This window comes from Actinoallomurus spadix (assembly GCF_024055725.1).
GTDB lineage: Bacteria > Actinomycetota > Actinomycetes > Streptosporangiales > Streptosporangiaceae > Actinoallomurus > Actinoallomurus spadix.
In genome coordinates, this window is the sequence record NZ_JAMXMX010000008.1 from 161,203 (window position 1) to 185,672 (window position 24,470).

23 protein-coding genes are annotated in these 24,470 nt (G+C 71.7%); 10 read left to right on the plus strand and 13 right to left on the minus strand.

Annotation, left to right across the window (positions count from 1 at the left end):
- Positions 1-21 precede the first annotated feature (21 nt).
- The 4 genes from NE235_RS14065 to NE235_RS14080 all read left to right on the plus strand — a co-directional run bounded on the left by NE235_RS14065 (position 22) and on the right by NE235_RS14080 (position 5,808).
- Complete coding sequence (locus NE235_RS14065) at positions 22-750, plus strand: class I SAM-dependent methyltransferase (RefSeq protein WP_252802732.1); 729 nt, start codon at positions 22-24, stop codon at positions 748-750.
- Positions 747-2,582, plus strand: coding sequence for an ABC transporter ATP-binding protein (locus NE235_RS14070; RefSeq protein ID WP_252802735.1), 1,836 nt, complete (start codon positions 747-749; stop codon positions 2,580-2,582). The genes NE235_RS14065 and NE235_RS14070 overlap by 4 nt, the downstream gene beginning before the upstream one ends.
- On the plus strand, positions 2,579-4,345 hold the full coding sequence (locus NE235_RS14075; protein WP_252802737.1) for an ABC transporter ATP-binding protein: 1,767 nt from the start codon (positions 2,579-2,581) through the stop codon (positions 4,343-4,345). The genes NE235_RS14070 and NE235_RS14075 overlap by 4 nt, the downstream gene beginning before the upstream one ends.
- A gap of 74 nt (positions 4,346-4,419) precedes the next feature.
- Positions 4,420-5,808 carry a salicylate synthase gene (locus NE235_RS14080; protein WP_252802739.1) on the plus strand — a complete coding sequence of 463 codons (1,389 nt, stop codon included), beginning with the start codon at positions 4,420-4,422 and terminating at the stop codon, positions 5,806-5,808.
- A gap of 284 nt (positions 5,809-6,092) precedes the next feature.
- Here NE235_RS14080 and NE235_RS14085 read toward each other — a convergent pair whose 3' ends face one another.
- The 7 genes from NE235_RS14085 to NE235_RS14115 all read right to left on the minus strand — a co-directional run bounded on the left by NE235_RS14085 (position 6,093) and on the right by NE235_RS14115 (position 11,169).
- Entirely contained in the window at positions 6,093-6,554 is a 462-nt protein-coding gene (locus tag NE235_RS14085; RefSeq protein ID WP_252802741.1) for an RNA polymerase sigma factor, read from the minus strand.
- A gap of 115 nt (positions 6,555-6,669) precedes the next feature.
- Positions 6,670-7,599, minus strand: coding sequence for a lysophospholipid acyltransferase family protein (locus NE235_RS14090; protein ID WP_252802743.1), 930 nt, complete (start codon positions 7,597-7,599; stop codon positions 6,670-6,672).
- A 10-nt stretch (positions 7,600-7,609) separates the two neighbouring features.
- Positions 7,610-8,671 (minus strand): NAD-dependent epimerase/dehydratase family protein, encoded by a 1,062-nt coding sequence (locus tag NE235_RS14095; RefSeq protein WP_252802745.1) that lies wholly within the window; start codon positions 8,669-8,671, stop codon positions 7,610-7,612.
- A 29-nt stretch (positions 8,672-8,700) separates the two neighbouring features.
- Positions 8,701-8,799 carry a 30S ribosomal protein bS22 gene (locus NE235_RS14100; RefSeq protein WP_018654693.1) on the minus strand — a complete coding sequence of 33 codons (99 nt, stop codon included), beginning with the start codon at positions 8,797-8,799 and terminating at the stop codon, positions 8,701-8,703.
- A gap of 157 nt (positions 8,800-8,956) precedes the next feature.
- Entirely contained in the window at positions 8,957-9,160 is a 204-nt protein-coding gene (locus NE235_RS14105; RefSeq protein ID WP_187233448.1) for a helix-turn-helix domain-containing protein, read from the minus strand.
- A gap of 108 nt (positions 9,161-9,268) precedes the next feature.
- Complete coding sequence (locus tag NE235_RS14110) at positions 9,269-10,084, minus strand: phosphatase (protein WP_252802747.1); 816 nt, start codon at positions 10,082-10,084, stop codon at positions 9,269-9,271.
- The gene (locus tag NE235_RS14115; RefSeq protein WP_289848651.1) at positions 10,081-11,169 is read right to left on the minus strand and encodes an acetoin utilization protein AcuC; all 1,089 of its coding nucleotides are present in this window, start codon (positions 11,167-11,169) and stop codon (positions 10,081-10,083) included. The genes NE235_RS14110 and NE235_RS14115 overlap by 4 nt, the downstream gene beginning before the upstream one ends.
- A gap of 139 nt (positions 11,170-11,308) precedes the next feature.
- On the opposite strand from NE235_RS14115, the gene NE235_RS14120 reads away from it, so the two are divergent.
- From NE235_RS14120 to NE235_RS14130, 3 genes are all read left to right on the plus strand, one after another.
- Positions 11,309-11,482: a DUF1272 domain-containing protein gene (locus NE235_RS14120; protein WP_252802749.1), complete on the plus strand. Its 174-nt coding sequence runs from the start codon at positions 11,309-11,311 to the stop codon at positions 11,480-11,482.
- Positions 11,483-11,574: 92 nt separating this feature from the next.
- Positions 11,575-12,174 carry an RNA polymerase sigma factor gene (locus NE235_RS14125; RefSeq protein ID WP_252802751.1) on the plus strand — a complete coding sequence of 200 codons (600 nt, stop codon included), beginning with the start codon at positions 11,575-11,577 and terminating at the stop codon, positions 12,172-12,174.
- Entirely contained in the window at positions 12,167-13,216 is a 1,050-nt protein-coding gene (locus tag NE235_RS14130) for a CU044_5270 family protein (protein ID WP_252802754.1), read from the plus strand. Before NE235_RS14125 ends, NE235_RS14130 begins: the two co-directional genes overlap by 8 nt.
- Here the strand turns inward: NE235_RS14130 and NE235_RS14135 are convergent.
- Both NE235_RS14135 and NE235_RS14140 read right to left on the minus strand, forming a co-directional pair.
- Entirely contained in the window at positions 13,203-14,387 is a 1,185-nt protein-coding gene (locus NE235_RS14135) for a CynX/NimT family MFS transporter (protein ID WP_252802756.1), read from the minus strand. The two genes, NE235_RS14130 and NE235_RS14135, sit on opposite strands and share 14 nt — an antisense overlap.
- Positions 14,384-15,058: a FadR/GntR family transcriptional regulator gene (locus NE235_RS14140; protein ID WP_252802758.1), complete on the minus strand. Its 675-nt coding sequence runs from the start codon at positions 15,056-15,058 to the stop codon at positions 14,384-14,386. The genes NE235_RS14135 and NE235_RS14140 overlap by 4 nt, the downstream gene beginning before the upstream one ends.
- A 129-nt stretch (positions 15,059-15,187) precedes the next feature.
- Here NE235_RS14140 and NE235_RS14145 point away from each other — a divergent pair, with 129 nt between their 5' ends.
- On the plus strand, positions 15,188-16,195 hold the full coding sequence (locus tag NE235_RS14145; RefSeq protein ID WP_252802761.1) for an alpha/beta hydrolase: 1,008 nt from the start codon (positions 15,188-15,190) through the stop codon (positions 16,193-16,195).
- A gap of 47 nt (positions 16,196-16,242) precedes the next feature.
- Here the strand turns inward: NE235_RS14145 and trpS are convergent, their stop codons facing one another.
- Positions 16,243-17,226 carry a tryptophan--tRNA ligase gene (gene trpS / locus NE235_RS14150; RefSeq protein ID WP_252802763.1) on the minus strand — a complete coding sequence of 328 codons (984 nt, stop codon included), beginning with the start codon at positions 17,224-17,226 and terminating at the stop codon, positions 16,243-16,245.
- Positions 17,227-17,420: 194 nt separating this feature from the next.
- On the opposite strand from trpS, the gene NE235_RS14155 reads away from it, so the two are divergent.
- The gene (locus NE235_RS14155) at positions 17,421-18,320 is read left to right on the plus strand and encodes a DNA-3-methyladenine glycosylase family protein (protein WP_252802765.1); all 900 of its coding nucleotides are present in this window, start codon (positions 17,421-17,423) and stop codon (positions 18,318-18,320) included.
- 103 nt (positions 18,321-18,423) lie between these two features.
- On the opposite strand, the gene NE235_RS14160 is transcribed toward NE235_RS14155, so the two are convergent.
- Both NE235_RS14160 and proC read right to left on the minus strand, forming a co-directional pair.
- Positions 18,424-18,813, minus strand: a complete 390-nt coding sequence (locus NE235_RS14160) for a hypothetical protein (RefSeq protein ID WP_252802767.1) — start codon at positions 18,811-18,813, stop codon at positions 18,424-18,426.
- A 67-nt stretch (positions 18,814-18,880) separates the two neighbouring features.
- On the minus strand, positions 18,881-19,675 hold the full coding sequence (proC, locus tag NE235_RS14165) for a pyrroline-5-carboxylate reductase (protein ID WP_252802769.1): 795 nt from the start codon (positions 19,673-19,675) through the stop codon (positions 18,881-18,883).
- Positions 19,676-19,881: 206 nt separating this feature from the next.
- On the opposite strand from proC, the gene NE235_RS14170 reads away from it, so the two are divergent.
- The gene (locus NE235_RS14170) at positions 19,882-23,160 is read left to right on the plus strand and encodes a S8 family peptidase (RefSeq protein WP_252802771.1); all 3,279 of its coding nucleotides are present in this window, start codon (positions 19,882-19,884) and stop codon (positions 23,158-23,160) included.
- A gap of 286 nt (positions 23,161-23,446) precedes the next feature.
- Here the strand turns inward: NE235_RS14170 and NE235_RS14175 are convergent, their stop codons facing one another.
- Entirely contained in the window at positions 23,447-24,373 is a 927-nt protein-coding gene (locus tag NE235_RS14175; protein WP_252802773.1) for a proline dehydrogenase family protein, read from the minus strand.
- Between the last annotated feature and the right edge of the window lie 97 nt (positions 24,374-24,470).

The window sequence follows — 24,470 nt, forward strand, 5'->3', positions numbered from 1 at the left end:
CCACCGCACCCAGGAGAGAACGTGATCGACTACTACACGCCGTCGGCGGAGTTCTACGACATGGTCGCCGTCCGCCACACCGCCAGCAGCGGCCCGCCGCTCGCACGTGTGCTGGCCTCGGTCGACACCTCCCACGGTCCGATCGTCGAGATCGGCGCGGGTACCGGCCGGATCACCGAGGTCATCGCGGCCACACTGCCCGGCGCCGACATCATCGCCGCCGAACCGTCCGCCACCATGCGCGCCATCCTCACCGCCCGCATCGCCGGCGACCCGGATCTGCGCCGCCGCGTCACCGTCACCGACGACTTCGCCCAGGACCTTCGGCTGCCGGACCACGTGTCCGCCGTGGTCGTATTCGGCGTGGCCGGTCACCTGACCCCGCCCGAACGCATCGCCCTGTGGCGGCGCCTCTCCGAACGGCTCCCGCCCGGCGGGCCCATCGTCGTCGAGCTCATGGGCGTGCACGCGCCACGGCACATCCCGCCGGTGATGTCGCTGCGCGAGACCATCGGCCGCCAGACCTACGAGTGGTGGATCGGCGGCGAACCCGCGTCCGGGGATGCCATGCGGTTCACCACCACCTGGAAGGTGCTGCGAGACGGCCGGACCGTCCGCGAGGTCAGTGACAGCTACCTCTGGCACACCATCGACGTCGCCCAGCTCTCCCGCGAAGCCGGAATGACCAGCCACCGCGTCACCGAAGCCGGTGGCCAGGCCGTTCCCGAGATCGGAGTTCTGCTCAAATGACCGAACGCCCTGCACCGACGACCGCGCCCCACGCGGCGGGCAGGCCCCCGCTACGCCGGATCCTGTACGGCGTGCGGCGCCGCATCGCGGTGGCCTTCGTCCTTCAGGCCGCGGGCTCCATCGCGGGCGTCGTTCCCTTCATCGCCGTCACCTTGATCGCCGAGCGTCTCACCGCCGGCACCGCACCCTCCGGCGGCCGGCTCTGGCCCCTGGCGAGCCTCGCCTGTGCCGGTGGCCTCGCCGCCATGGTCCTCGGGTTCACCGCAGGGGTCGTCGCCCACCTCGCCGACAACCGGCTGCAGCTGGGCCTGCGCCTGGACCTGGCCAGGCACATCGGCCGGATGCCCCTCGGCCGGGTCAGCGCCGCCGGAACCGGCGAGCTGAAGAGCGCCATCCAGGACGACGTGCACGCCCTGCACTCGCTGGTCGCGCACACGCTTCTGGACGCCACCGCACTGCTCACCGCTCCCCTCCTCGCCCTGGCCTACCTGCTCACCATCGACTGGCGGCTCGCGCTGCTGAGCGTTCTTCCCCTGGCGGCAGGCGTGTACCTGTTCGGCCGCGCCATGGCCGGCGCCAAGGCGAACATGGCCGAGTACGGCGCGGCGCAGAGCCGGATCTCCTCGGCCGCGGTGGAGTTCGCGAACGGTATCGCCGTCGTAAAGTCGTTCGGCCGCGGCCGGAGAGCGCACGCCCGGTTCCTGGCGGCGACCGATGGCTTCTCGGAGTTCTTCACCGGCTGGGTACGCGCCACGCTGATCCCCTCGACCGCTGCCTTGCTCGTGGTCACCCCAGTGGTCGTGCTGCTCGTCCTGGTGACGGCCGGGGTCGTCTTCACCGGGGCCGGATGGACGCCCGTCGTCGACCTGGTGCCCTTCGTGCTCCTAGGCCCGGTCGTCAGCGCGCCGATGGGACTGGTCGGCGCTCGCATGCAGCAGATCCGGACCGGTCAGGCGGCGGCCGCCCGGATCACCGCTCTGCTCGACGCCCCGGTGCTGCCGGAGCCGGCCGTCCCCGCGGCCCCCGCCGACGCCCGGGTGTCGATGCGCGGAGTGTCGTTCTCCTACGACGGAAGCACCGATGTGCTGAAGGACATCGATATGGACCTGGAGCCGGGAACGGTCACCGCTCTGGTGGGACCGTCCGGGTCCGGTAAGTCGACGCTGGCCGCGCTGCTGCTCCGCTTCCACGACGTGACCACCGGTACGGTCACCATCGGCGATGCCGACGTACGCGCGATCCCGGCCGCTGATTTGTACCGCCACGTCGGTTTCGTCCTCCAGGACGTCCGACTGCTACGGGCCACCGTCGCCGACAACGTGCGGCTGGGCCGCCCGGAGGCCACCGATGAAGAGGTGAAGCGGGCCGCACGGGCGGCGCAGATCCACGACCGGATCACCGCGCTGCCGAAGGGATACGCCACGGTCGTCGGTACCGACGTCGTGCTGTCCGGCGGTGAGGCCCAGCGCCTGTCCATCGCCCGGGCGTTGCTCGCCGACACACCGATCGTCGTCCTGGACGAAGCCACGGCGTTCGCGGATCCGCGGTCGGAGTCGCTGATCCAGGACGCCCTGTCAACTCTCGCCTTCGGCCGAACGTTGCTGGTCATCGCGCACCGGCTGGCGACCGTCCGCTCCGCCGACCGCATCGTCGTCCTGGACGGCGGGCGGATCGCCGAGCAGGGCCGCCATGAGGAACTCCTGGCCGCCGCGGGGCGCTACGCGCGCATGTGGCGCTCCCAAGGCCTGGACGCCTCCGTCGACCTCACCGCGCCGACCGCCTCGCGCGACACGAGCCGTCCGGACCTCACCCCGAAGGGCACGCACCGATGATCCGCCACCTGTTCCACGTCCTGGGACGCGAGGCCTCCGGCCCTCTCAAGCGTCTGCTCGCGCTGATGGTCGGCGCCGCCGTCCTGCAGGGCGTGGCCTTCGCCCTGCTCGTGCCGCTCCTGCGGACGCTTTTCAGCCGGGGACCCGGGCACGCCTGGCCCTGGCTCGTGGCCTTCGCGGGCTGCTCGCTCGGCTACGCCGTGGTCCAGGCCCTGTGCCTGAGCCAGGGGTTCACCGTCGGCTCACGCATCTCCCGAGTCCTGCATCGACGGCTGGCCGACAAAGCCCTGGACCTCCCGGTCGGCTGGTTCACCGGCACGCGAGCAGCCGAACTCGGCCGGTTGGCGAGTCAGAACGTCATCCAGGTGATGAACATGCCGGCGCACCTGCTGCGGCCGATGATCAGCTCGGTGTTCACCCCCGTCACCCTTGTCCTCGCCGCCTTCCTCTTCGACTGGCGAGTCGGTGTCGTCCTGCTGCTGTGCGCACCGGTGCTGCTGGGGGTGCACGTCTGGAGTACCCGTATGGTGCGCCGGCTCGATCGTGGCCGCGACACCGCGATCGATGAGTCGGCCGACCGTGTGCTGGAGTTCGCCCAGAATCAGCCGGTGCTGAGAGCCTTCGGCCGTACCGTCGACGGACACGCCGACCTCGAGAACGCCCTGCGGGCGGAATCCGACGCGGACCGCACGTTGATCGTGCGGGGCGTCCCGGGGCTGGTGTCCTTCGCCTTCGCCGCCCGTATGGTCTTCGCCCTGGCACTGGCGCTCCAGGTCGCCTGGGCGCTGGACGGCACCCTGGCCGCGCCGACGCTCATCGCCCTGGTCGTGCTCACCGGCCGGCTCGTCGACAGCGTCTCCGCCTCCGCCGACCTTGGAGCCGGCCTGCGCATCGCACGCAACAACCTCGAGCGGCTGGACGCGGTCCTGGAGGAGACGCCCTTTCCGCAGCCGACAGACCCGAAAGTGCCGACCGGCACCGCCGTGGAGTTCGACCAGGTGTCCTTCACCTATCCGAAGACGGTCGCCTCTTCTACGAACGGCGCCGCCGTCGCCCCGCCGGCAGTACTCGACGGCATCAGCCTTCGCCTCCCCGAGCGCGGCCTGACGGCACTCGTCGGCCCTTCGGGCGCCGGCAAGACCACCGTGGCCCGGCTGCTCGCCCGCTTCTGGGACACCACCGCCGGAACCGTCCGCATCGGCGGCGTCGACGTGCGTGACATCGCACCCGAGCGCCTGGCCGCCACCGTCGCGATCGTCTTTCAGGACGTCTACCTCTTCGACGACACCATCGAGGAGAACGTCCGGATCGGCGCCCCTGACGCGAGCGCCGAAAGGATCAGGCGTGCGGCGGAACTGTCGGGCATGGACCGCGTCGTCGCGGAGCTACCCGACGGCTGGGCGACCCGTGTGGGTGAGCGCGGAACCGCGTTGTCCGGCGGTCAGCGCCAGCGCATCTCCATCGCCCGTGCGCTCCTGAAGGACGCTCCGATTCTGGTCCTCGACGAGGCGACCGCCGCTCTCGACCCCGAGAACGAAGCGATCCTGGAATCGGCGATCGCCGAGCTGGCGGTGGAGAAGTCACTTCTGGTCATCGCGCATCGGCTACGGACCGTGCTGGCCGCGGACCAGATCTTGGTCCTGGAGGGCGGCCGGATCAGCGAGCAGGGCACGCACAGCGAACTCGTCGACGCCGGTGGCACCTATTCGGACTTCTGGCGGGAGCGCACGCGCGCCGAAGGCTGGCGCTTGGCCGCCCGGTGAAGACGCGCGCCGGGCACCACCGGCCGGCAGAGCCGGTCTCTTCAGCAAGATCATTCCCCGGAAGGAGGCTGACAATGACCGACCAGGCCGCAGCGCCCTGGCAGGACTGGGCACATCAGGTTCCCGCCGTACGTCACGAGGAGGTTCTCGACGCACCCGACGATCCGGCCCGCACCGCCGTGCACCTGTCCACCTGGCTCGGCGGCCAGTACGTCATCTACGAGCGCGACGAAGTTTGGCACTTCGCCGCAGGGGCGGCGGTCACTCTCACCGCGGACACGGCATCGGTCACCGCCCGTGCCGCCGGACGGGAGTGGACCGTCGCGACCGACGGCCGTCCGCTCGACCAGATCGCCGCGGCGCTCACGGCCCTCGGCCACGTCCATCCCGGCGGACGGCGGGTCTTCGGCTGGGCCGCCTTCGAGCTCGCCCATCTGCTGCACGGCGAACGGCCGTCCGCGGGTACGCAACCACTGCTCCACCTGCTTGTGCCCTGTCTGGAAGCCGTCCTCACCCCCGGAAAGGCCGAACTGCGCGCAGTCGACGACACGTGGACCGCCAAGATCGCCGAGTCGCTCCGCAGCGTGCCGCAGGCCGATCCGCTCGCCCGCACACGTCCGGTGGACGATGTCGAAGCCATCCTGGGCGAGGATGGTGACGCCTACATGAAGGGCGTGTCGGACACGATCGCCGACATCGAGGCCGGACGGATCGACAAGGCCGTCCTCTCCCGCGCCATCCCGCTGCCCGCCGGGATACGTCCAGATCTGCCTGCCTCCTACCTCGCCGGCCGCCGAGGCAACACTCCGGCGAGGTCGTTCCTCCTCGACCTGGGCGGCTGGCGGGCAGCCGGATTCAGCCCGGAGACCGTCGCCCAGATAGAGCCGGGTGGCCGCGTGTCCACCCAGCCACTCGCCGGCACCAGGGCGCTGGGCCTCAGCCCCGATCACGATCGGCGGCTGCGCGCCGAACTCCTCGCGGACTCCAAAGAGGTGCACGAGCACGCCATCTCCGTACGGCTGGCCTGCGAGGAACTGCAAGCGATCTGCCGGTCCGGCTCCGTCGCGGTCGAGGAGTTCATGACCGTGAAAGAACGCGGCTCGGTGCAGCACCTGGCCTCCAGGGTCGCCGGACACCTACGTGACGGCGTCGGGCCATGGTCGGCGTTCGGCGTGCTCTTCCCGGCCATCACCGCCACCGGCGTCCCCAAAGCCGCCGCACTCGCCGCACTCGCCCGGCACGAGCCCGGAACCCGCGGCCTCTACGGGGGAGCCGTGCTGACCGCGGATACCCATGGCGCCCTTGACGCCGCGCTCGTGCTGCGCACCATTTTCCGGCACGGCGACGCGACGTGGCTGCGCGCGGGAGCGGGGGTGATGCGGCAATCCACTCCTGAGCGAGAGTACGAGGAGACGCGCGAGAAGCTTCGCAGCGTCGCTCCGTACCTTCGGCTGCCCACCTGACCACGAGGAGACGCGATATCGGCTTTTGTTCGCGAGGGTGGCCGAGCTGTGCGAACAGATCGGCCGGGAGCCGGAGTCAGGGACCATGGTGTTCAACGGAGTTCGATGGTCCACGCGCCGGTCTGGCCGTCCTGCTTCTCGGGCCGGGTGAACTGGCCGGTCATTTTCATGAAAGCTCGTGTTGCGCCGACTATCGCGGCCGGCTGCGCCTCGTCGACATCCTGGAGCGGCTGGCCGCAAGGAGCAGTTCGGCGGGCTGGTCGGGCTGGAGAAGACGTTCGCGTTCAACCTGTCCGGGCACGCACTCGACCTTCTGGCAGGACCTGTCCCCGGACGGGGGGCAACCGCAATCGTGCCGTCGACGTTTCGCAGGGCCGTGCACTGCCCTCGGCCGACAGGCGGTCGGTCGCCGACTCGATGGGCGACTCGACCGCCGGGTCGATGCCGGTCCGCGCGATCGCCCGGTAGATCCGGAGCTCGGAGCGGCGCTGCCGGCTGATCAGCTTGGTCGCGATTCCGTACAGCCAGGGCCGCACCGCGGCGCGCGCCGGGTCGTAACGGTGACGATGCCGGAACGCCTGAAGGAACGTCTCGACCATCAGGTCGTCGGCCGTGTCCGGGCCGAGCCGGCTCGCGACGTAGCGGTGGATGTCGGCGGCGTACCGGCGGTAGAGCTCGGTGAACCGCTCGGGATCGGTCGTGGAGGCACTGATCACCTCGGCGTCGTCGGGCACCGCGGCGATCACCGGTGACTCGGGCTTCTCATGGAGCTCTTCTGTCAGAGGGGCGTACGGTACTGATTGCCCGAACAGAAGAGCTCTGTTCCAAGATTTTTTCGGCGGCCCGTCAGGCCCGCGCGGTTCAGAAGAAGATCGAGGCCCGGCGGCGGAGCTGGTCGTAGAGCATGTTCTGGATCGTCTCGCGGACCTGGTCGGTCAGGTTGAGGACCGTCATGTGGTCGTCGGCCTGATCCGGGTCGTACTCGTCCGTCATGATCGGCTCGCCGAACGCGATGATCCACTTGGACGGCAGCGGGACCAGGCCCAGCAGGCCGAACATCGGCCACGTCGGCGTGATCGGGAAGTACGGCAGGCCGAAGAGCCGGGCGATCGGCCGCAGGTCGGCGATCTTGGGGTAGATCTCCTCCGCGCCGACGATCGCCGCCGGGATGATCGGCACCTGGGCGCGCAGCGCGGTCGCGACGAACCCGCCCCGCCCGAACCGCTGCAGACGGTACCGCTGGCTGTACGGCTTACCGACGCCTTTGAACCCTTCGGGGAACACGCCGACGAGTTCGCGCTTGGCCAGCAGGCGCGCGGCGTCGGCCTGGCTGGCGAGGGTGTGCCCGCTCTTGCGCGCCAGGTGGGCCAGGACCGGGATCTGGTAGACGAGGTCCGCACCGAGCAGCCGGAGGTTGCGCTTGGCCGGGTGGTGGTCGTGCAGCCCGACCTGGAGCATGACGCCGTCCAGCGGGAGGGTGCCGGAGTGGTTGCCGACGACCAGGGCGGGGCCGGTGTCCGGGACGTTCTCCAGCCCGAACATCTCCACGCGGAACCACCGCTCGTACAGCTGGCGGGCGAGCGGCATCAGCAGCGTGTCGTTCAGCTCCGGGTCGAAGCCGAACTCGTCGACGTGGTAGTCGCCCTCCAGCCGGTGGCGCACGAAGCGCAGCGCCGACGCGATCCTCTGCTCCAGACCGCCGGGTGGTTCGGTGGGCTGGACGGCCGCGCCACCGTGGATCGGGATCACCTCGGCCTCGTGACCCGCCACCGCTCTCGCTTCCTCGGACATCAGACTGCGGTCACCTCCTGCTGAAGCCCTCTACCCCGCCGGTGACCAGGTCAAAGATCCCGGCTCGCAGGCTTCGCCCGAGCCCCTGCGAGTCGACGAAGTCGGCAAAGGCCTCTTCGGAGCTGTATTTGGGGCGCCAGGACAGTTCGTTCGTCAGGCGCGTGGTGTCGATCACCCGGCCGTACGTCAGCCAGCGCAGCAGCTCGGGCGAGAAGCCCTTGAGGCCGCCGAACCGGCGGCCGACGTCGCCGAGCGTCTGCACGGCGGGCGACGGCAGCCGGAGGATGGGCCGGCCCGCCCGGCGCAGGGCCTGCGAGAGCAGCACGACGCCGTCGCCGGCCGCGTTGAAGCAGCCGGGATGGTCCTCCACGGCCATCCGGCGCAGGATCTCGATCCCGTCGTCCTCGTGGATGAACTGCAGGCGCGGGTCGAACCCGAGCACCGTCGCCACCACCGGCATGTGGAAGTAGCGGCTGAGCGGGTTGTCGACGTTCGGGCCGAGGAAGTTCGCGAAGCGCAGTACGGACACGATCAGGTCGGAGCGGCGCCGGGCGAGTCCCCGGACGTAGCCCTCGACCTCGACCGCGTCCTTGGCGTAGCCGTGCGCCGGCGGCGCCACCGGCTCGTCGATCTCGGTGAACACGGCCGGGTCACGGGCCGACGAGCCGTACACCGCCGCCGACGACCGCACGACCAGCTTGCGCATGGCCGCGGACCGCTGGCAGGCGGCCAGCAGCTGCATCGTGCCGATGACGTTGGCTTCCTTGGTCGCCATCCGCGCGGCCGCGGTCATCGTCACGAGGTTCAGGTGCACGACCGTGTCGACGCGCGCCGAATCTATGATCTTGGCGATGCTCGGCGTGCGAATGTCGACCCGTACGAACTCGGTGCGCCCGAGGGATGCCTCGGGCGGCACGGTGTCGACGCCGATGACCCGCTCGATGCTCGGCTCTGCCTGCAGGGCCTCGGCCACCCGTGCTCCGAGCCACCGGGCGACGCCGGTGACCAGGACGACCCGGCTCGCGCCGGAACCTGTTGCTGCGCTCGCGGAGGGACGCGTCGTCGACGGCACCGGTGTCCCCCCATCCGTGGACGGCTGCGTTACTTCTTGTTGCGACGCTGGATGCGCGTCTTCTTCAGCAGCTTACGGTGCTTCTTCTTGGCCATGCGCTTACGACGCTTCTTGATGACAGAGCCCACGGAACCCTCACTCGATGATCAGCAGGAGACGGGCGATCAGTACCCTTGGCGGGCACATGGCCCGGAGCCCAAGGGTACCGCCGCCTCGACGCCGATCGTTCGCGGACCGCCGCCACTCGCCGCGAAGGCCGCCGTCCTCCGGCGGCCCACGTGCGCGTCAGCCCGCTTCGATGTACGCGTCCCGCAGATAGTCGTGGACAGCCTGCTCCGGCACGCGGAACGAACGTCCCACGCGAATCGCCGGTAGTTCTCCCGAGTGAACGAGGCGGTATACGGTCATCTTGGACACCCGCATCACCGCAGCCACCTCGGCCACAGTCAGGAACCTGACCTCGCTCAGAGGTCGCTCGCCTGAGCTCATCGGACGCCCTCTTCCACACGCCGCGCGTCAGACCTTTGGGTGACTTTGATCACGGCCGTGTACTTTCCTCCAGCGTAAATCGTGATTCCCGAGTCGCAAGAGGGGAGTTCAATCAATCAGGCTCGAATGTGTCAAAAGATACACAGTGAGCGGGGTGTAGTGATCCGGGAGCACGTTGTCGTCCAGGGGCACCACGGTATGGACCTTCCCCTCCGCCTCCCCCGCGAACAGGGCCGGATCATTGCAGTCCGCGAACCCGACCGTGTCGATGCCCGCCTGGCCCGCCGCGCCGGCCCAGCCATGGTCCGCCATGACCAGATCCGGCCAGGAGCCGCCGTCGGCGGAAAGGTCTCGCAAAATCGCGCGCATGGGCTCCGCGTCGTGCGTATGGTGCAGCGACGCGCCCGCGCTCAGCGCCGCGACGCCCTCGATGTAGCGGATCGACCGGCGCTCCGCGCCGCGCGGCGTCTCGACCTCGTACGCCCAGCCCGACGCGGGCGTCAGCACCCGGCAGCCCCGCGCCCGCAGGGCCCGGCCCACCGCGAGGTACACCGGCAGCAGCCCGCCCGGATGGCCCGTCGCCAGCAGCACCGTCTCCCGCCGCTCCGCCGCCCGCGCGAGCCGGACCGCCATGGCGTCCAGGGCGTCGATCGTGCGGTCCGGGTCGATCGTGTCGTCGCCGTACAGATGCGCCGGGTCAGGGTTGATCCCGCATTTCTTGACCATCAGCGCGAAGATCTGCTCGAACCCCCACTCCTGTTCGAGCTCGAGGCCGAACAGGTAGTACGGCTTGCGCGCCGCCATCCGGCGGTAGTGCAGCAGGTTGCCCTGTCGCGGCGTGGCGACGACCCCGGCGATCAGCGTGCGGACCAGGTGGTCGCGCAGCTCGTCGCGGGACGGGACCGGATGATCGGCGAGGTTCACGGCATCGGGTCCAGACCGTGCTCCGGGAACACCGCCTGCCGCGTCGCCTGCACCGCCCGGTCCACCGGATCCGCCGGGTCGTACCCGCTGCTCCACGTCCGCACCTCCGTGTCCGCTCCGTCGGTCATGCGCTCGGGCGCCCGCCGCCCCGTACGGCCGCGGACGAGCTCCCGCCAGGTCTCCGGGGTCGGCGTGCCGGGCGGGATCGGCCGCCCCGCCGCCTCGGCGAGCAGATGGGTCCAGGCGCGCGGGACCACGTGGACGAGCTCGTAGCCGCCCCCGCCGGTCAGGACCCAGCGGCCGCCGGCCGTCTCGTGGGCCAGCCGGTGCAGCGCCTCGTACGCCGCCCGCTGCCCGTCCACGGTCAGCGTCAGGTGGGCGAGGGGGTCGAGCTCGTGGCTGTCACAGCCCTGCTGGGTGACCAGGACCTGCGGCCGGAACTGGCGCAGGAGCGGTGGGACCACCGCGTCGAAGGCGCGCAGCCAGTGCCGGTCTCCGCAGCCGGGCGGCAGGGCGACGTTCACCGACGTGCCCCGCGCCCCGGTCTCCTTCGGCAGCCCGGTGCCGGGGAACAGCGTCCGCGGGGTCTCGTGCAGGCTGATCGTGAGGACGCGCGGGTCGTCGTAGAACGCCGCCTGGACGCCGTCGCCGTGGTGGACGTCGACGTCGACGTACGCGACCCGCTCCGCGCCCTGGGCGAGGAGCCAGGCGATCGCGATGGCCGGGTCGTTGTAGACGCAGAACCCGGACGCCGCGCCGTGCATGGCGTGGTGGAGCCCCCCGGCGATGTTGGCCGCGTGCTCGGCCTCGCCCGTCCACACGGCCCGCGCCGCCGCCACCGAGGCCCCGGCCACCAGCGCGGACGCGTCGTGCATGCCGGGAAAGACCGGGTTGTCGGCCAGGCCCAGCCCGCGCGCGACGTCGAGCCGCTCCGCGCGGACCGCGTCGATGTAGGCCGGGTCGTGCACGAGGGTCAGCAGCTCGTCGCCGGCGGGCTCGAACCCCTCGACGGAGACGTTCGGCGCGTCGAACACGCCCAGCTCACGAGCGAGGGCCATCGTAAGCTCGACGCGGACGGGATTCATCGGATGCTCGGCCCCGAAGTCGTACGTCACCAGCCGGTCGTCCCAGAACACCCGAAACGAGGCACTCACCGCTCGACCTCCCGACCACCGACCGCGCCCGAAACTCCCACGGATCACGCTACATGTACGCTCTGCGGCCATGGCGCTCGAGATGCGCGGCGTGTGCGAACGCTGCGACGCCCCCCTGGACCAGAACGGCCTCGCCTACATCTGCAGTTACGAGTCATCGTTCTGCGGGGCGTGCACGCGGTGGCTGTCCCACGTCTGCCCCGACTGCGGCGGCGAACTCGCCCGCCGCCCCACTCGCGTCTGAGTCTCTTCCGCTGAATTCGGCCTCGGGGCGGGAACCGGCGTCCTCCGGGCGGGCAACAAGGGTCGTCCTGCCCGAAAGCCGAGAGGCCGGAAATGAGCGAAATGAGCCGGACCGCCACGGAGGCCGACGACGCCTCCGTGATCGAGCGGTCCCGGCGAGAGCCCGAGGTGTTCGCCGAGGTGTTCCGTCGGCACGCACCCGAGATCAAGCGGTACGTCACCCGCCGTCTGGGCGCGGACGCCGCCGAGGACGTCGTCGCCGAGACGTTCCTGGCGGCGTTCCGGCAGCGGGACCGGTACGACCTGACCCGGTCCAGCGCCCGCCCCTGGCTGTACGGCATCGCGACCAACCGGATCGGTCGCCACCAGCGCACCGAGGTGCGGCAGCTGCGCGCCCTCGAGCGAACCGGCGTCGACCCGGTCACCGATCCGTTCAGCCGCTCCGACGAGCGGGTCAGCGCCGGGGCCGTACGGCGGCGCCTGGCCGCCGCCCTGCGGAGGCTGCCCGCCGGTCACCGTGACGCGCTGCTGCTGGTGACCTGGGGCGACCTCGGCTATCAGGAGGCCGCCCAGGCGCTCGGGGTGCCGATCGGAACGGTGCGTTCACGCGTCAACCGGGCCCGGAAGAAACTCCGCGCGGAACTCGGCGGCGTCGACCCCACTTCAGTCAGCGAGGAACTCGAACATGGATGAGATGGCTCAGCTGAACCTCCTCCGCGCGGAGGTACCCCGGCCCGCCCCGGGGGACCTCCGCACCGAAGAGGACCGGTTGCTGGCCGAGATCGCCGCCCCCGGGTCGGCCCGGCTGCCGCGACCGGCCCACCGGGGAAGGGCGTGGCCACTGCGGATCGGCCTGAGCGCCGTCGCGACCGGGCTGGCCGCCGCGGCGGTCGCCGGCATCGCGCTGTCCGGCGGCGATCCCCGCGCCCCGCGGGCGTCGTACTCGCCGCAGGCCGTGCCGGTCGCGGTGGTCCAGACGCTCGACCGCGCCGCCGACGCCGCGACCAGGCAGCGTGAGCTGCACCCGAGGCCCGGCCAGTTCCTGGTCTTCGAGTCCGAGAACGAGGAGAGCGTGGACTCGAACTCCAAGGAGCACGGCCACTCCCGGTACCTGAGCCGCGACCGGCGGAAGATCTGGCTGCCCGTCGCGGGCCGGGCCACGGGCGGCGTCCTGATCGAGACCGGCCTGCCGCCCAGGCGGTACGGCGACTGGCCGATCCCGCCTGAGGCCGGGCAGGAGGCCGGAACGTCGGAGCGGACGATCGACTTCGACAACCGGGCCGAATACCTGCGGACCGACTACGCGTACCTGAGCCGGCTGCCGGCCGACCCCCAGGGCATGCGCGCGCACCTCTACGACCACCTGACGCCGGGGACCGCCGACGGCGACCGGGAGGCTTGGTCGCGGGCCGGTGCGATGCTCACGGAGGGGTACATGCCGGCCGCCCAGCGCGCCGCGCTGTTCCGCGCCGCCGCGACCATTCCCGGGGCGCAGGCCGTCGGGCGGGCCGAGGACGCCGCGGGCCGCAAGGGCATCGCGGTCGCCCGGGTCGACGAGGGCGCGGGAGAGCGGGCGGAGTACATCTTCGATCCCAGGACGTACCTGCTCCTCGGCCGGCGAACGGTGGTCGTGGACGCGAAGAAGGGCCAGGCGCCCGTCGGCACGGTCGTGGAGTCGACCGCTCAGCTGAAGGTGAGCGTCGCGGACGGCGCGCCGAAGGTCACCGGCGGCTGACGAGGGCGGGCTCGGGTTCGGCGCCGATCGTGCGGCTGCGGCCGGCGCCGAGCCCGGGCAGCACGAGGATCACCGACACGGCCAGCAGGACGACCGACGGAACGGTCCATCCGTGGGTGGCGTCGTGCAGGGCGCCGATGGCGAGCGGGCCGAGCGCGGCGATCACGTAGCCGACGCCCTGCGCCATCCCGGACAGCTGCGCCGCCACGTGCGCGTCGGCGGCGCGCAGGCCGATGAACGAGAGGGCGGTGGCGAACCCGACGCCCTGCCCGAGCCCGAGCACGATGATCCACAACCAGACGGAGCCGATCGGCGCCCAGGCGGTGCCGGCGAAGCCGACCAGGCAGAGGACGCCGACGAGGACGACGAGGGGCCGCTGGTCGCGCAGCCGGCGTTCGATCACCGGGACGGCGAGCGCGCCGACGGCCTGCAGGAGGCTGGTGACGCCGAGGGCGTAGCCCGCCGCCGTCTCGCTCAGCCCCCGGTCCTGGCAGAGCGTCGGCAGCCAGCCGGAGACGACGTACGCCAGCAGCGACTGGATCCCCATGAACGCGGTGACCTGCCAGGCCAGGCGGGACCGCCAGACCTGGCGGGAGCCCTCGGCGGCCGGCACCCCGGCCGCGGCCCGGCGGGCGCGCGGCAGCCAGGCGAGCGCGGCGACGCCTGCGGGGACGGCCAGCAGCACGAGGGGAAGCCGCCAGGAGGACCCGGCGGCGTGCTCGACCGGCACCGCGACGCTCGCGGAGACCGCCGCGCCGACGGTCACCGCGATCGTGTACACGGCGGTGACCGCCATGATCGCCTGCGGGTGGTCCCGCTTGATGATCGACGGGACGGCGATGTTGCCGACGCTGATCGCGATCCCGGCCAGGAGCGCCCCGCCGAACAGGGCGACCGGCGAGGGCAGCACGCGCACCACCAGCGCGACGACGAGCACGAGCATGCTCGCCACCAGCAGGCGCTCGCCGCGCGGCGAGCGCCGCAGGAGGGGCAGGACCAGCCCGAACGAGCCGAAGAAGACCAGCGGGAGCGTGGTCAGCGCGCCGGCCGCCGCGCCCGACAGGTGCAGGTCACCGGAGATCTGGCTGAGCAGCGGGCCGACAGCGACGACGGCGGGCCGCAGGTTGAGCGCGACCAGGACGATCAGGAGGATTCCGGCGTAGCGTCTCACAGCACGTCCTCCAGCGCGCGAAGGGTCGGCTCGACGACGAGGGCCGCCGCGCGACCGGCCGCCTCGGCGTCGCCGCCGGCGATCGCCGCCAGCACGGCGTGGTGCGGCTCGGGACCGCCCTCGGGCAGGTCGCGGTCCTCGCGCAGCGCGCTCAGCGACTCGCGCAGCCGGTGCCGGAAGAACCGGAACGCCTCGGCCAGCAGCGGGTTCCGCGCGGTCTCGGCGACGCCCAGGTGGAACCGCGAGTCCGCCTCGCCGAAGTCCGCGGGGTCCTCGGCGGCGTCGCGGTCGCGCAGGAGCCCTTCGAGCCGCCGCAGGTCCTCGGGCGTACGGCGCACGGCGGCGAGCTTGGCGGCCTGGACGTCGTAGGCGAGCTGCACCTCGAACACGTCCCGCAGCGACGCCCGCTCGACGCGCCGCAGCAGTGGCCGGGGGTCGGCGGCGCTGCGTACGTAGGTGCCGTCGCCGCGCCGGACCTCGAGCACGCCGACGTGACTCAGGGCGCGGATCGCCTCCCGCACGGCGGGCCGGCTGACCCGCAGCACGGCGCTCAGCTCGTGCTCGCCGGGGATGCGGGCACCGACCGTCCAGGCCCCGGAGGCGACCTGGTCGTGCATCTGGTCGAGCACGGCCTCGACGGCCGAGCCCCGTGGAATCGGCTGCAGCGCCACGCCCGTTCCTCTCTCAGCTGCCAGATGTCAGACATCTAGCGGGTAACTCTACAGGTTTGTGACGTGAAGAACAGGACATGTGGGGCATCTAACTAGTCAGGTGACTCCTGGCCCAGGAGGCGGTTGCCAATGACGCACGTCACAGACGCCGAACTTCCGCCCTACGAGCGGACCCCCAGCTCCCAGAGCCGTGCGCTGGCCACGGCCATCCGGCTGGGGGTCCGGCCCTTCTCCGGCCGCGTCAAGGGCGGCCCCGCCGGGATCCGGGTGTGGCGCACCCTCCTGGGCGCGGGCTCGCACTGCCTGCGCGCCGATCCTCGCATCCACGTCGAGCCCTTCAGCGACCCGTGCGTCGACCTGCCGCAGATCGGCCGGCCGGTCCGCGGCGAGTGGCTGCGGCCGCCGGGCGGCGACGCGAGCCGCGGCGTGGTCCTGTACCTGCACGGCGGCGCGTACGCGATCTGCTCGCCGCGCACCCACCGGGCGATCACGACCCGGCTGGCGATGGACACGGGCCTGCCGGTGTTCGCCCCGCGCTACCGGCAGGCGCCCGAACACCCGTTCCCGGCGGCGTTCGAGGACGCCCTCGACGCGTACCGCCTGCTGCTGGCCCGCGGCATCCCGCCCGAGCGGATCACCCTCGTGGGCGACTCGTCCGGCGGGCACCTCGCCGCCTCCCTCACCGGCGAGGCGTGCCGGACGGACCTGCCGACCCCCGGCAAGGTCGTGCTGTTCTCCCCCTGGATCGACCTGACCGGCGAGCTGGCGATGTCCTCGGCGATGCTGCGGCGGGATCCCTTCATCGTCCCGGCCGTCGCGACGCGGTTCGGCCGGCTTTACGTGGGGACCGGAGATTGGAACGATCCACGGCTGTCCATCCTGAGCTGTGGGAGCGCTGACCTGCCGCCCTTCCTCATCCAGGTCGGCGGGATCGAGGTGCTACGGGACGAGGCCGAGAGATTCGCCGACGTGCTGGCCGAGGCGGGAGCCGACTACGAACTCCAGGTCTGGCCCGGTCAGATGCACGTGTTCCAGATGTTCAACGGCCTGATCCCCGAGGCCGGCGAGGCGATGCGGGAGGCCGCCCGCTTCATCCGCCGCGACGTCGGGCACGGCTCGGTCCCCGAAGCCGCCTGAGACACGGAGGCCGGCTGTGCCCGACGGCTTCGCCGAGGGACACTCTTTCAGGCGGCCGTCAGGCCGATCGCGCTCTTCGCCGCCGCGAGCGTCGGCGCCGCCAGCGTACGGGCCTGCTCCGCGCCCTCACGCAGGACCTTCTCCAGCCCGGCCCGGTCGGCGGCGATGCCGGCGTACCGGTCCTGCAGCGGCTCGAGCAGCGCGATCACCGCGTCGGCGGTGTCCCGCTTCAGCGCGCCGTACGAGGAGTACGACAGCGCCTCGACCGGCGTGTCCGTGCACGCGGACAGGATGACCAGCAGGTTGGACACGCCCGGCTTGCCCACCGGGTCGTACGTCACCTCCGAACCGGAGTCGGTGACCGCCCGCATGACCTTGCGCCGTACGACGTCGACGGGGTCGAGCAGGTGGATCGTGCCCGGGGAGTCGACCGACTTGCTCATCTTCCGCGACGGGTCGGCCAGGTCCATGACGCGTGCCGCGGTCTTCGGGACCACCGCGCGGGGCGGCGTGAACACCGGTCCGTACGCCCGGTTGAAGCGCTCGGCCAGGTCACGGGCGAGCTCCAGGTGCTGTGACTGGTCCGCGCCGACCGGCACGTCGGTCGCCTGGTACAGCAGGATGTCGGCGGCCATCAGCGCCGGGTAGGTGAGCAGCGACAGGCGCACGACCTCCTGGCGCGCCGACTTCTCCTTGAACTGGATCATCCGCTGCATCTCGCCGTAGTGGGCGGTGCTCTCCAGCAGGTACGACAGCTCGGTGTGCGCGGCGACCGCGCTCTGCCGGAAGAACACGCACCGCTCCGGGTCGATGCCCGCCGCGACGGCCAGCCCGGCGAGCTCCAGCGCCCGCTCGTTCAGCAGCGCGGGGTCGTGCGGGGTGGTGAGGGCGTGCAGGTCGGCGATCCCGTACACGTGGTCGGTACGGGCGGCGCCGGCTGTCAGGCGCTGCGCGGACGGCCGCAGCGCGCCGAGCAGGTTGCCGAGCGTCGGACGGCCTGACGGGGTGAAGAGGCTGAGGACACGGGCCACGGTGACTCCTTGTCGACGTGGCCACCGCACCCGGCGGAACGCGAAACGGCCGCCGAAGCGGCGGCCGTGGATGGGTACGCGAGGAGGGTCGGCCGCCGTCAGGCGGCCCACCAGCTACTGCTGTGCAGTGATCCTCGCACGGGAGTGATTGTATCCCGGTCGGAAACGTCGTACCCGAGTGTGACCATCGCGGTATGACAGAGACTGTCGCGTTCGCCGTGCGGGGGCCGTTCGACCTGGCGGCGAGCATCCGGTTCCTGGAGGGGTTCACGCCGGCGGGCCGGCCGGACGCCGGGCGGCACCGGGGCGTCCTCCCGCTCGCCTTCCCCGCTGCGCCGTCCTGGCGTCCCGTGGGCGTCCGGCTCCGGCAGGAGGGCGGCGCCGTCCACGCGGAGATCGAGGCGCACCCGGACGACGTGGCGCCGGCCGCCGAGCACGCCCGGCGGATCCTGTCGCTGGACGTCGACGGCACCGGCTTCGCCGCGATCGACGACCCGCACGTCGTCCGCCTGCGGGAGCGGTTCCCGGGCCTGCGGCCGGTGCTGTTCCACTCGCCGTACGAGGCGGCCTGCTGGTCCGTGATCGGGCACCGCATCCGGATGGCCCAGGCCGCCGGCATCAAGCAGCGCATGGCCGAGCGGCTCGGTGACGTCGTCGGCGGGATGGCGAGCTTCCCCGGCCCGGAGCGGCTGCTCACCGTCACCGACGTGCCGGGGCTGCCGCCCGTCAAGATCGAGCGCCTGCACGGCATCGCCCGCGCCGCCCTGGACGGCGACCTGGACGCCGGCCGGCTGCGGGCGATGGAGATCGCCCAGGCGCTGGTCGAGCTGCAGCGGATCCCCGGGATCGGGCTGTTCTCCGCCGAGCTGATCCTCATCCGGGGGGCCGGGCACCCCGACGTGTTCCCCGCCTCGGAGCGCCGGCTGCACGACGAGATGGCCCACGAGTACGGCCTGCATGACCCGAGCCCGGCGCGCCTCGCGGCGATCGCCGAGGCCTGGCGGCCCTACCGGTCGTGGGTGGCGCTGCTGCTGCGCGCCCGCCGGGAGATCGAAACCGCCGAGATCGCCCGCGGCCGCCGCATCACCCGCTGACCCGCCGGCGCTGTGCGCGGGCGCACAGCGCCCGGCCTCTGGCGCCGAGGATCGGTGTCGTGCCGGCGACGAGGATCCTCGGCGCAGTCGTCCGGCCTCCCGGCTACGCCGGTGCGGCCCGGGTGTGCCAGAGGCCCAACGCGGCGGCGACGGTGGCGACCGCCTCGGCGACGGTCGTGACGACCTTCTCGGCGTACCAGACCGGCTCGTACATGTTCGGGAGCGGTCCGAGTCCCCCGGCGTCGACGTAGCGGTAGAGGAGGACGGCGCCGAGCGCGCTCGCCGCGACGAGGAACGCGATGCCGTACGTGAGCCGGGTCGCGCGGACGAGCACGAGCACGGCGACGAGCACGGCCAGCACCCCCTGGATCCAGAACAGCGTGCCCTCCGAGAGGCCGCCGCCCGACGACCCCATGTCCCCGGCCAGGTGGAAGTGAACGTACGCGTCGGCCGCGAGCCCCGCGACGACGAGCAGGCGAAGTATCAGGCCCATACCTGAATCAGCGTCAGGCGGGGCGAAACGGTTCAATGACCGCCCGGAAAAGTATCGATCTCCCGGGTCAGCCCGCGCCGAGTTCGCGGCCGCGGTCGCGGGCGGCCTCGATGGCCTCGATCACGGCGGCGCGCACGCCGTGCCGCTCCAGCTCGCGGATGGCCGAGATCGTCGTCCCGGCGGGCGAGGTGACCGCCTCGCGCAGCATGACCGGGTGGTCGCCGGAGTCGCGCAACATGACCGCCGCGCCCACCGCCGACTGGATGACCATCTCGAGCGCGGCCGCGCGCGGCATGCCGAGCAGGATGCCCGCGTCGACCATCGCCTCGACGAGGTAGTAGAAGTACGCCGGGCCACTGCCGGACAGGGCGGTGGCGGCGTCCTGCAGCGACTCGGGGATGCGCAGCACCTTGCCGACCGGGCTCAGCAGCTCCTCGGTCAGCTTCAGGTGCTCCTCCCCGGCGTGCGTGCCGGCGGAGATCACGCTCATCGCCTCGTCGACGTGGACGGGCGTGTTCGACATGACGCGGACGACCGCGACGTCCTCGGGCAGGCGCTCCTCGACGAACGCCGTCGGGATGCCGGCGGCCATCGAGATGACCAGGCGGCCCGCCGGAACGTGATCCCGCACCTCACGCAGCAGCGTGTCCATGTCCTGCGGCTTGACGGCGAGGACGAGGGTGTCCGCGGTCGCGGCGGCCTCGGCGTTGGTGACCACCTGGACGCCGTACCGCTCGCGCAGCAGCGCGCCGCGCTCCTCACGCCGCGTCGTGACCAGCAGCTCGGACGGCTTACGCCCGGCCCGCAGCACTCCGGACAGCAGCGCCTCGCCCATCTTGCCGGCACCGAGAATCGCGATCATCTTCCCCAGCCTCCCGTCTCCCAGAAGCGTACCGAGCCGCCCGCCCCGCCCGCGCCGTGGCCTGCGACCGAGATCACCGTCCTTACGACCGAACATTCCGTGCGCGTTCGACAGGGACCTGACACGTCCCGACTGTTCGGGAAAGCCGGTGGCCTCTGCGGTTGATACCCACGCGACCGATGTTGCCGATGGGAATCGAGTGCCGCATGAGAAGACTCAGAGCGGGCGTGGCGATCACGCTCGGCGGGCTGGTGATCGGCGGGATTCCGGCGATCACCGACTCCGTATCCGCCGCGCCCGCCGCCTCCCCGCACCCCGCCACCTCCAAGACGGGCGGGCTGCCCACCGGACGCGCGTGGAAGGTCACGCTGCTCACCGGGGACGTCGTCCACGTACGGACGGACAGAGGACGGCCTCCGCTCGTGTCGGTGGACCCCGGACCGGGCCGGCGGGACGTTCCGATGATCAAGGACATCCGGCCCGACGGCACCGTACGGGTCCTCCCGGCCGACGTCACGGGCCTCATCGGCCGGAAGATCGACCCCGCTCTCTTCAACGTCACCACGCTGATCGAGCAGGGGGACGACGACGCCTCACGATCGACCCTTCCGCTGATCGTGCAGGGCGGTGACTCTCCGGGCCGCAGCCTGAAGGCCGTCCACGCGACCGCCGTACGCCACCACAAGGGCAAGCGGGCCGCCCAGCTGACCTCCTCCGGGAGACTCGCCGCGGGCGTGAAGCACATCTGGCTGGACCGCAGGTTCAAGGCCACGAAGCTCGACCGCGACCTGGAGCAGATCGGGGCCCCCGCCGCCTGGACCGCCGGCGCCACCGGCAAAGGCGTCGACGTCGCGGTCCTGGACACCGGGATCGACGCCACCCACCCGGACCTGAAAGGCAAGATCGCCGAGCAGCAGAACTTCGCGACCGACGCCAAGGACACCGTCGACCGGCAGGGACACGGCACCCACGTGGCCGCCACCATCGCCGGCACCGGAGCCGCCGCCCACGGCGCGCGCAAGGGCGTCGCCCCCGACGCCCACCTGCTCATCGGCAAGGTGCTGGACGACGCCGGCAACGGTTACGAGTCGGACGTCATCAAGGGCATGGAGTGGGCGGCCTCCAAAGCCAAGATCGTCAGCATGAGCCTCGGCAGCTATGCCGATAACACCGCCGACCCCGACAGCGACCCGGTGGCGAAGGCCGCCGACGACCTCACCGCCCGGTACGGCACGCTGTTCGTCGTGGCGGCCGGCAACGACGGGCCGTACGCCGACAGCATCGGCTCTCCCGGTATCGCGCCCGCCGTGCTGACCGTCGGGGCGGTCGACGCCGACGACAAGCCGGCCGACTTCTCCAGCCAGGGCGGCGCTCTCCTGAAGCCGGACATCGCCGCACCCGGCGTCGAGACCATCGCCGCCCGGGCCGCCGGCACGGGGATAGGCCACCCGGTCGACGCGTACTACACCGCCCTCAGCGGCACCTCCATGGCGACACCGCACGTCGCGGGGGCCGCGGCCGACCTGCTGCAGAAGCATCCCGGCTGGAGTCCGGCCCGGCTGAAGGCGGCCCTGACGTCGACCGCGGACGCCGTGACCGGCAACGTGAACCAGGTCGGCACCGGGCGCCTCGACGTGGCGGCCGCCGTCGCGGCGACCGTCACCGCGGACGACTCCGGCGTCGCGTTCGGCCGGGTCCCCCACGGGGCCGCGCCGACCGTGACCAAGAAGCTGAGCTGGACCAACGCCGGTTCCACACCGGTGGAACTGCGGCTGTCGGCGACGTTCGCCGACCACGCCGGTCATGACTCCGGCGCCGTCCAGGTGCCCGCGTCGGTGACGGTCCCGGCGGGCGGCTCGGCGTCCGCGACGCTCACCTTGGATCCCGGCCGCCTGTCCACCGCCGGCTACTACAGCGGCGCGGTCACCGCGCAGGCGGGCGGCGCCACGCTGCGCACGCGGCTCGGCGCGTTCGCCGAACCGGAGACCCACACGCTCACTTTCAAGACGACTCCCCTTCCGGGCACACCCGAGGGGAACACCATCACCAAGATGTGGGTGCTCAACCTGGACGACCCGAACACCTTCGCGACGGCGGTGGAGTTCGGCGAGTCGGACGATCCCACGGTGTCGCTCGCGGCCGGCCGCTACGTCGCGCTCGGCGTGGTCGAGGCGACCGAGCCGGACTCGGACGAGTTCCGGGTCGCGCTCGCGGGCTCACCCGAAGTGAACGTCGACCAGGACACCACGCTGTCCCTGGACGGTTCGAAGGCCGAACCGGTGAAGTTCGCCGCCCCGGACGCGGCCACGATGAGCGACAAGGTGCTCCACGTCGAACGCGGCACCGCGGACGGCATCTGGGCTTTCGACATCAACCACACGGAGCTCTACAGCATCCCGATCGACGCCCCCAAGACCGGGTCCTTCGATGTCTACGTCGGCGGCCGGGTGGCGAGTGGTGACGGCACGAAGGTCTACGACCTGCTGCACGACCTCGGCTCCCGGGTCCCCGCCAAGATCGACTACACCGCGGGTCAGAAGGAGGTCGCGCGTATCGACGAGCGCTTCCACGCGCTCGGCGGCGACGCGGGCACCGTCAGGCACGTACGGCGCAGCGTCACCCCGGCGGGCTACTCGGTCGACCAGACCTCTGAGAACGTCCCCGCCGGCACGGCCCGCACCGACTACGTGACCGCCACCGGCGGGGTCCGCTGGCAGGACGAGGCCGGGCCGACGGAGGACACGGCCGGCTGGCTCCCTCAGGAGGACATCCGGGCCTACTCTCCCGGCGGGGTGTACGCCGGGGACTGGATGCGCCAGCCGTTCCGGCCCGGCCCGTACTCCGCGACCGGGCAGACGGCCAGCGCGTGCGCTCCCAGTCCGGTCACCCGCACGTCCGGGAACATCCACGTCCAGCTCGTCGCGCTGCAGGACCGCATCGACGGCTTCGACTGCATGACCTGGTTCAGCGACGATCCGATCCCGGAGACGATGAAGGTGTACGCGGGTGACGAGCTCGTCGGGACCACCGCGCACGCCTACGGCGACTTCAGCGTGCCGGCGAAGGCGGGCACCTACCGGCTCGTCTTCGACGTGGACGCCTCCGAGCTCACTCCCGTGTCGGCGAAGACCTCGACGACGTGGACGTTCCGCTCCAAGCCGGGCGAGGAGCGGGTACCGCTGCTGACCGTGGACTACGCCCTGCCGCTGGACCTGCTCAACCACCCGAACGGCGACAGCGCGACCTTCACCGTCGCCCGCGTCGGAGGGGCCGCCACCGCCAAGGCCACCGGCCTGAAGTTGTGGACCTCCCTCGACGACGGCACGACCTGGCAGCCCGCCCCCGTCACCACCGGAACCGGCGGCACCTACACCGCCACGCTGCCCAAGGCCGCCAAGGACCAGGGCGTCTCCCTGCGCGTCCAGGCCACCGACGACGGCGGCGGCAAGATCGACCAGACTGTCATCCGCGCCTACACCGGCTGATCCGGCTGATCCGACTGATACGGCTGATACGACTGATCCGGATTCCGGGTGACCTCCGTCACAAACGGCGGTCACCCGGAAACCGAAACTGCCCTTCGGACAAGTACTAAAGGGGACCTCATGCACCCCGGGCCTCGCCGCCCGGGGTACGCGGACCGCCCCGGCCTGCACCTCCCGTGAAGTGCGTTATCCCACCCTGGCCGGGGCGGTTCGTCCTCTCCGCCGCAGACCCCTCCGCCGCAGGACCTCTCCGCCGCAGACCCCTCCGCCGCAGGACCTCTCCGCCTCAGGACCTGGAGGCCAGCGACCTTAGGAAGAAACCGACGTTGGCCGGGCGCTCGGCCAGCCGCCGCATGAGGTAGCCGTACCACTCCTGGCCGTAGGGGAGGTACACGCGCACCTGTCCGCCGAGCTCGGTCAGGCGCCGCTGCTCGTTCGGCCGGATGCCGTACAGCATCTGGTACTCGAAACTGTCGGAGGCCCGCTCGTTGAGCACCGCGAGCGCGCCGGCGATCTCGATCAGCCGCGGGTCGTGGGTGGCCAGCATCGGGTAGCCGCGCCCGGCCATCAGCACCCGCATGCACCGCACGTACGACCGGTCCACGGCGTCCTTGCCGGTGAACGCGACCGAGTCCGGTGCGTTGTAGGCGCCCTTGCACAGGCGCACCCGCGACCCTTCGTGGGCGAGGTCGGCGCAGTACTCCTCGGCGCGGCGGAGGTAGGCCTGGATGACCGCGCCCGTGTCGGGGAAGTCCTGCCGCAGCTCCTTCAGGATGCGCAGCGTCGAGTCGACCGTGGTGTGGTCCTCCATGTCGAGGGTCACGGTCGTGTTCGCCTGGCGGGCGGCCGCGCAGACGCGCCGGGCGTTCTCCAGCGCCGTACGCTCACCGTCGTCGAGCAGCTGGCCAAGGGCGGTCAGCTTGACCGACACCTCGGCACGGGGGCCGTACCCGGCCTCGGCGAGGCGTTCCAGGAGCCGTTCGTACTCGGCGGTGATCGCCTTGGCCTGGACGGCCTCGACGGTGTCCTCGCCGAGATGGTCGATGGTGACCAGCAGGCCGTCGGAGACGAGCCGGTCGGTGGTGGTGAGGACGTCGGCGGCGGTCTCCCCCGCGACGAACCTGCGAACGACACTTCTGCTGTACGGCGCGGTCTCGACGACCCGGCGTACGCCGCTGCTGCGTGAGGCGGCCAAGAGAGCCTGGCGGAGCAAGCTTCCCCCTCTCCCCAAGGGACCACACTGTCCCGATCGCCCATCAGGCTATGACAGCCGTGATGCGCCTGGTCACGGTGGATCTCCCTCCGGTTGA

Excerpts from the sequence above, each read along its gene's own strand:
- NE235_RS14080 (WP_252802739.1), top strand. The coding sequence starts at position 4,420 with ATGACCGACCAGGCCGCAGCGCCCTGGCAGGACTGGGCACATCAGGTT.
- NE235_RS14160 (WP_252802767.1), bottom strand. The coding sequence starts at position 18,813 with ATGGGCCTGATACTTCGCCTGCTCGTCGTCGCGGGGCTCGCGGCCGAC.
- NE235_RS14120 (WP_252802749.1), top strand. The coding sequence starts at position 11,309 with ATGGCGCTCGAGATGCGCGGCGTGTGCGAACGCTGCGACGCCCCCCTG.
- NE235_RS14075 (WP_252802737.1), top strand. The coding sequence starts at position 2,579 with ATGATCCGCCACCTGTTCCACGTCCTGGGACGCGAGGCCTCCGGCCCT.
- NE235_RS14130 (WP_252802754.1), top strand. The coding sequence starts at position 12,167 with ATGGATGAGATGGCTCAGCTGAACCTCCTCCGCGCGGAGGTACCCCGG.
- proC (WP_252802769.1), bottom strand. The coding sequence starts at position 19,675 with ATGATCGCGATTCTCGGTGCCGGCAAGATGGGCGAGGCGCTGCTGTCC.
- NE235_RS14105 (WP_187233448.1), bottom strand. The coding sequence starts at position 9,160 with ATGAGCTCAGGCGAGCGACCTCTGAGCGAGGTCAGGTTCCTGACTGTG.
- NE235_RS14155 (WP_252802765.1), top strand. The coding sequence starts at position 17,421 with ATGACAGAGACTGTCGCGTTCGCCGTGCGGGGGCCGTTCGACCTGGCG.
- NE235_RS14070 (WP_252802735.1), top strand. The coding sequence starts at position 747 with ATGACCGAACGCCCTGCACCGACGACCGCGCCCCACGCGGCGGGCAGG.
- NE235_RS14170 (WP_252802771.1), top strand. The coding sequence starts at position 19,882 with ATGAGAAGACTCAGAGCGGGCGTGGCGATCACGCTCGGCGGGCTGGTG.
- NE235_RS14115 (WP_289848651.1), bottom strand. The coding sequence starts at position 11,169 with ATGAATCCCGTCCGCGTCGAGCTTACGATGGCCCTCGCTCGTGAGCTG.
- NE235_RS14145 (WP_252802761.1), top strand. The coding sequence starts at position 15,188 with ATGACGCACGTCACAGACGCCGAACTTCCGCCCTACGAGCGGACCCCC.
- NE235_RS14125 (WP_252802751.1), top strand. The coding sequence starts at position 11,575 with ATGAGCGAAATGAGCCGGACCGCCACGGAGGCCGACGACGCCTCCGTG.
- NE235_RS14090 (WP_252802743.1), bottom strand. The coding sequence starts at position 7,599 with ATGTCCGAGGAAGCGAGAGCGGTGGCGGGTCACGAGGCCGAGGTGATC.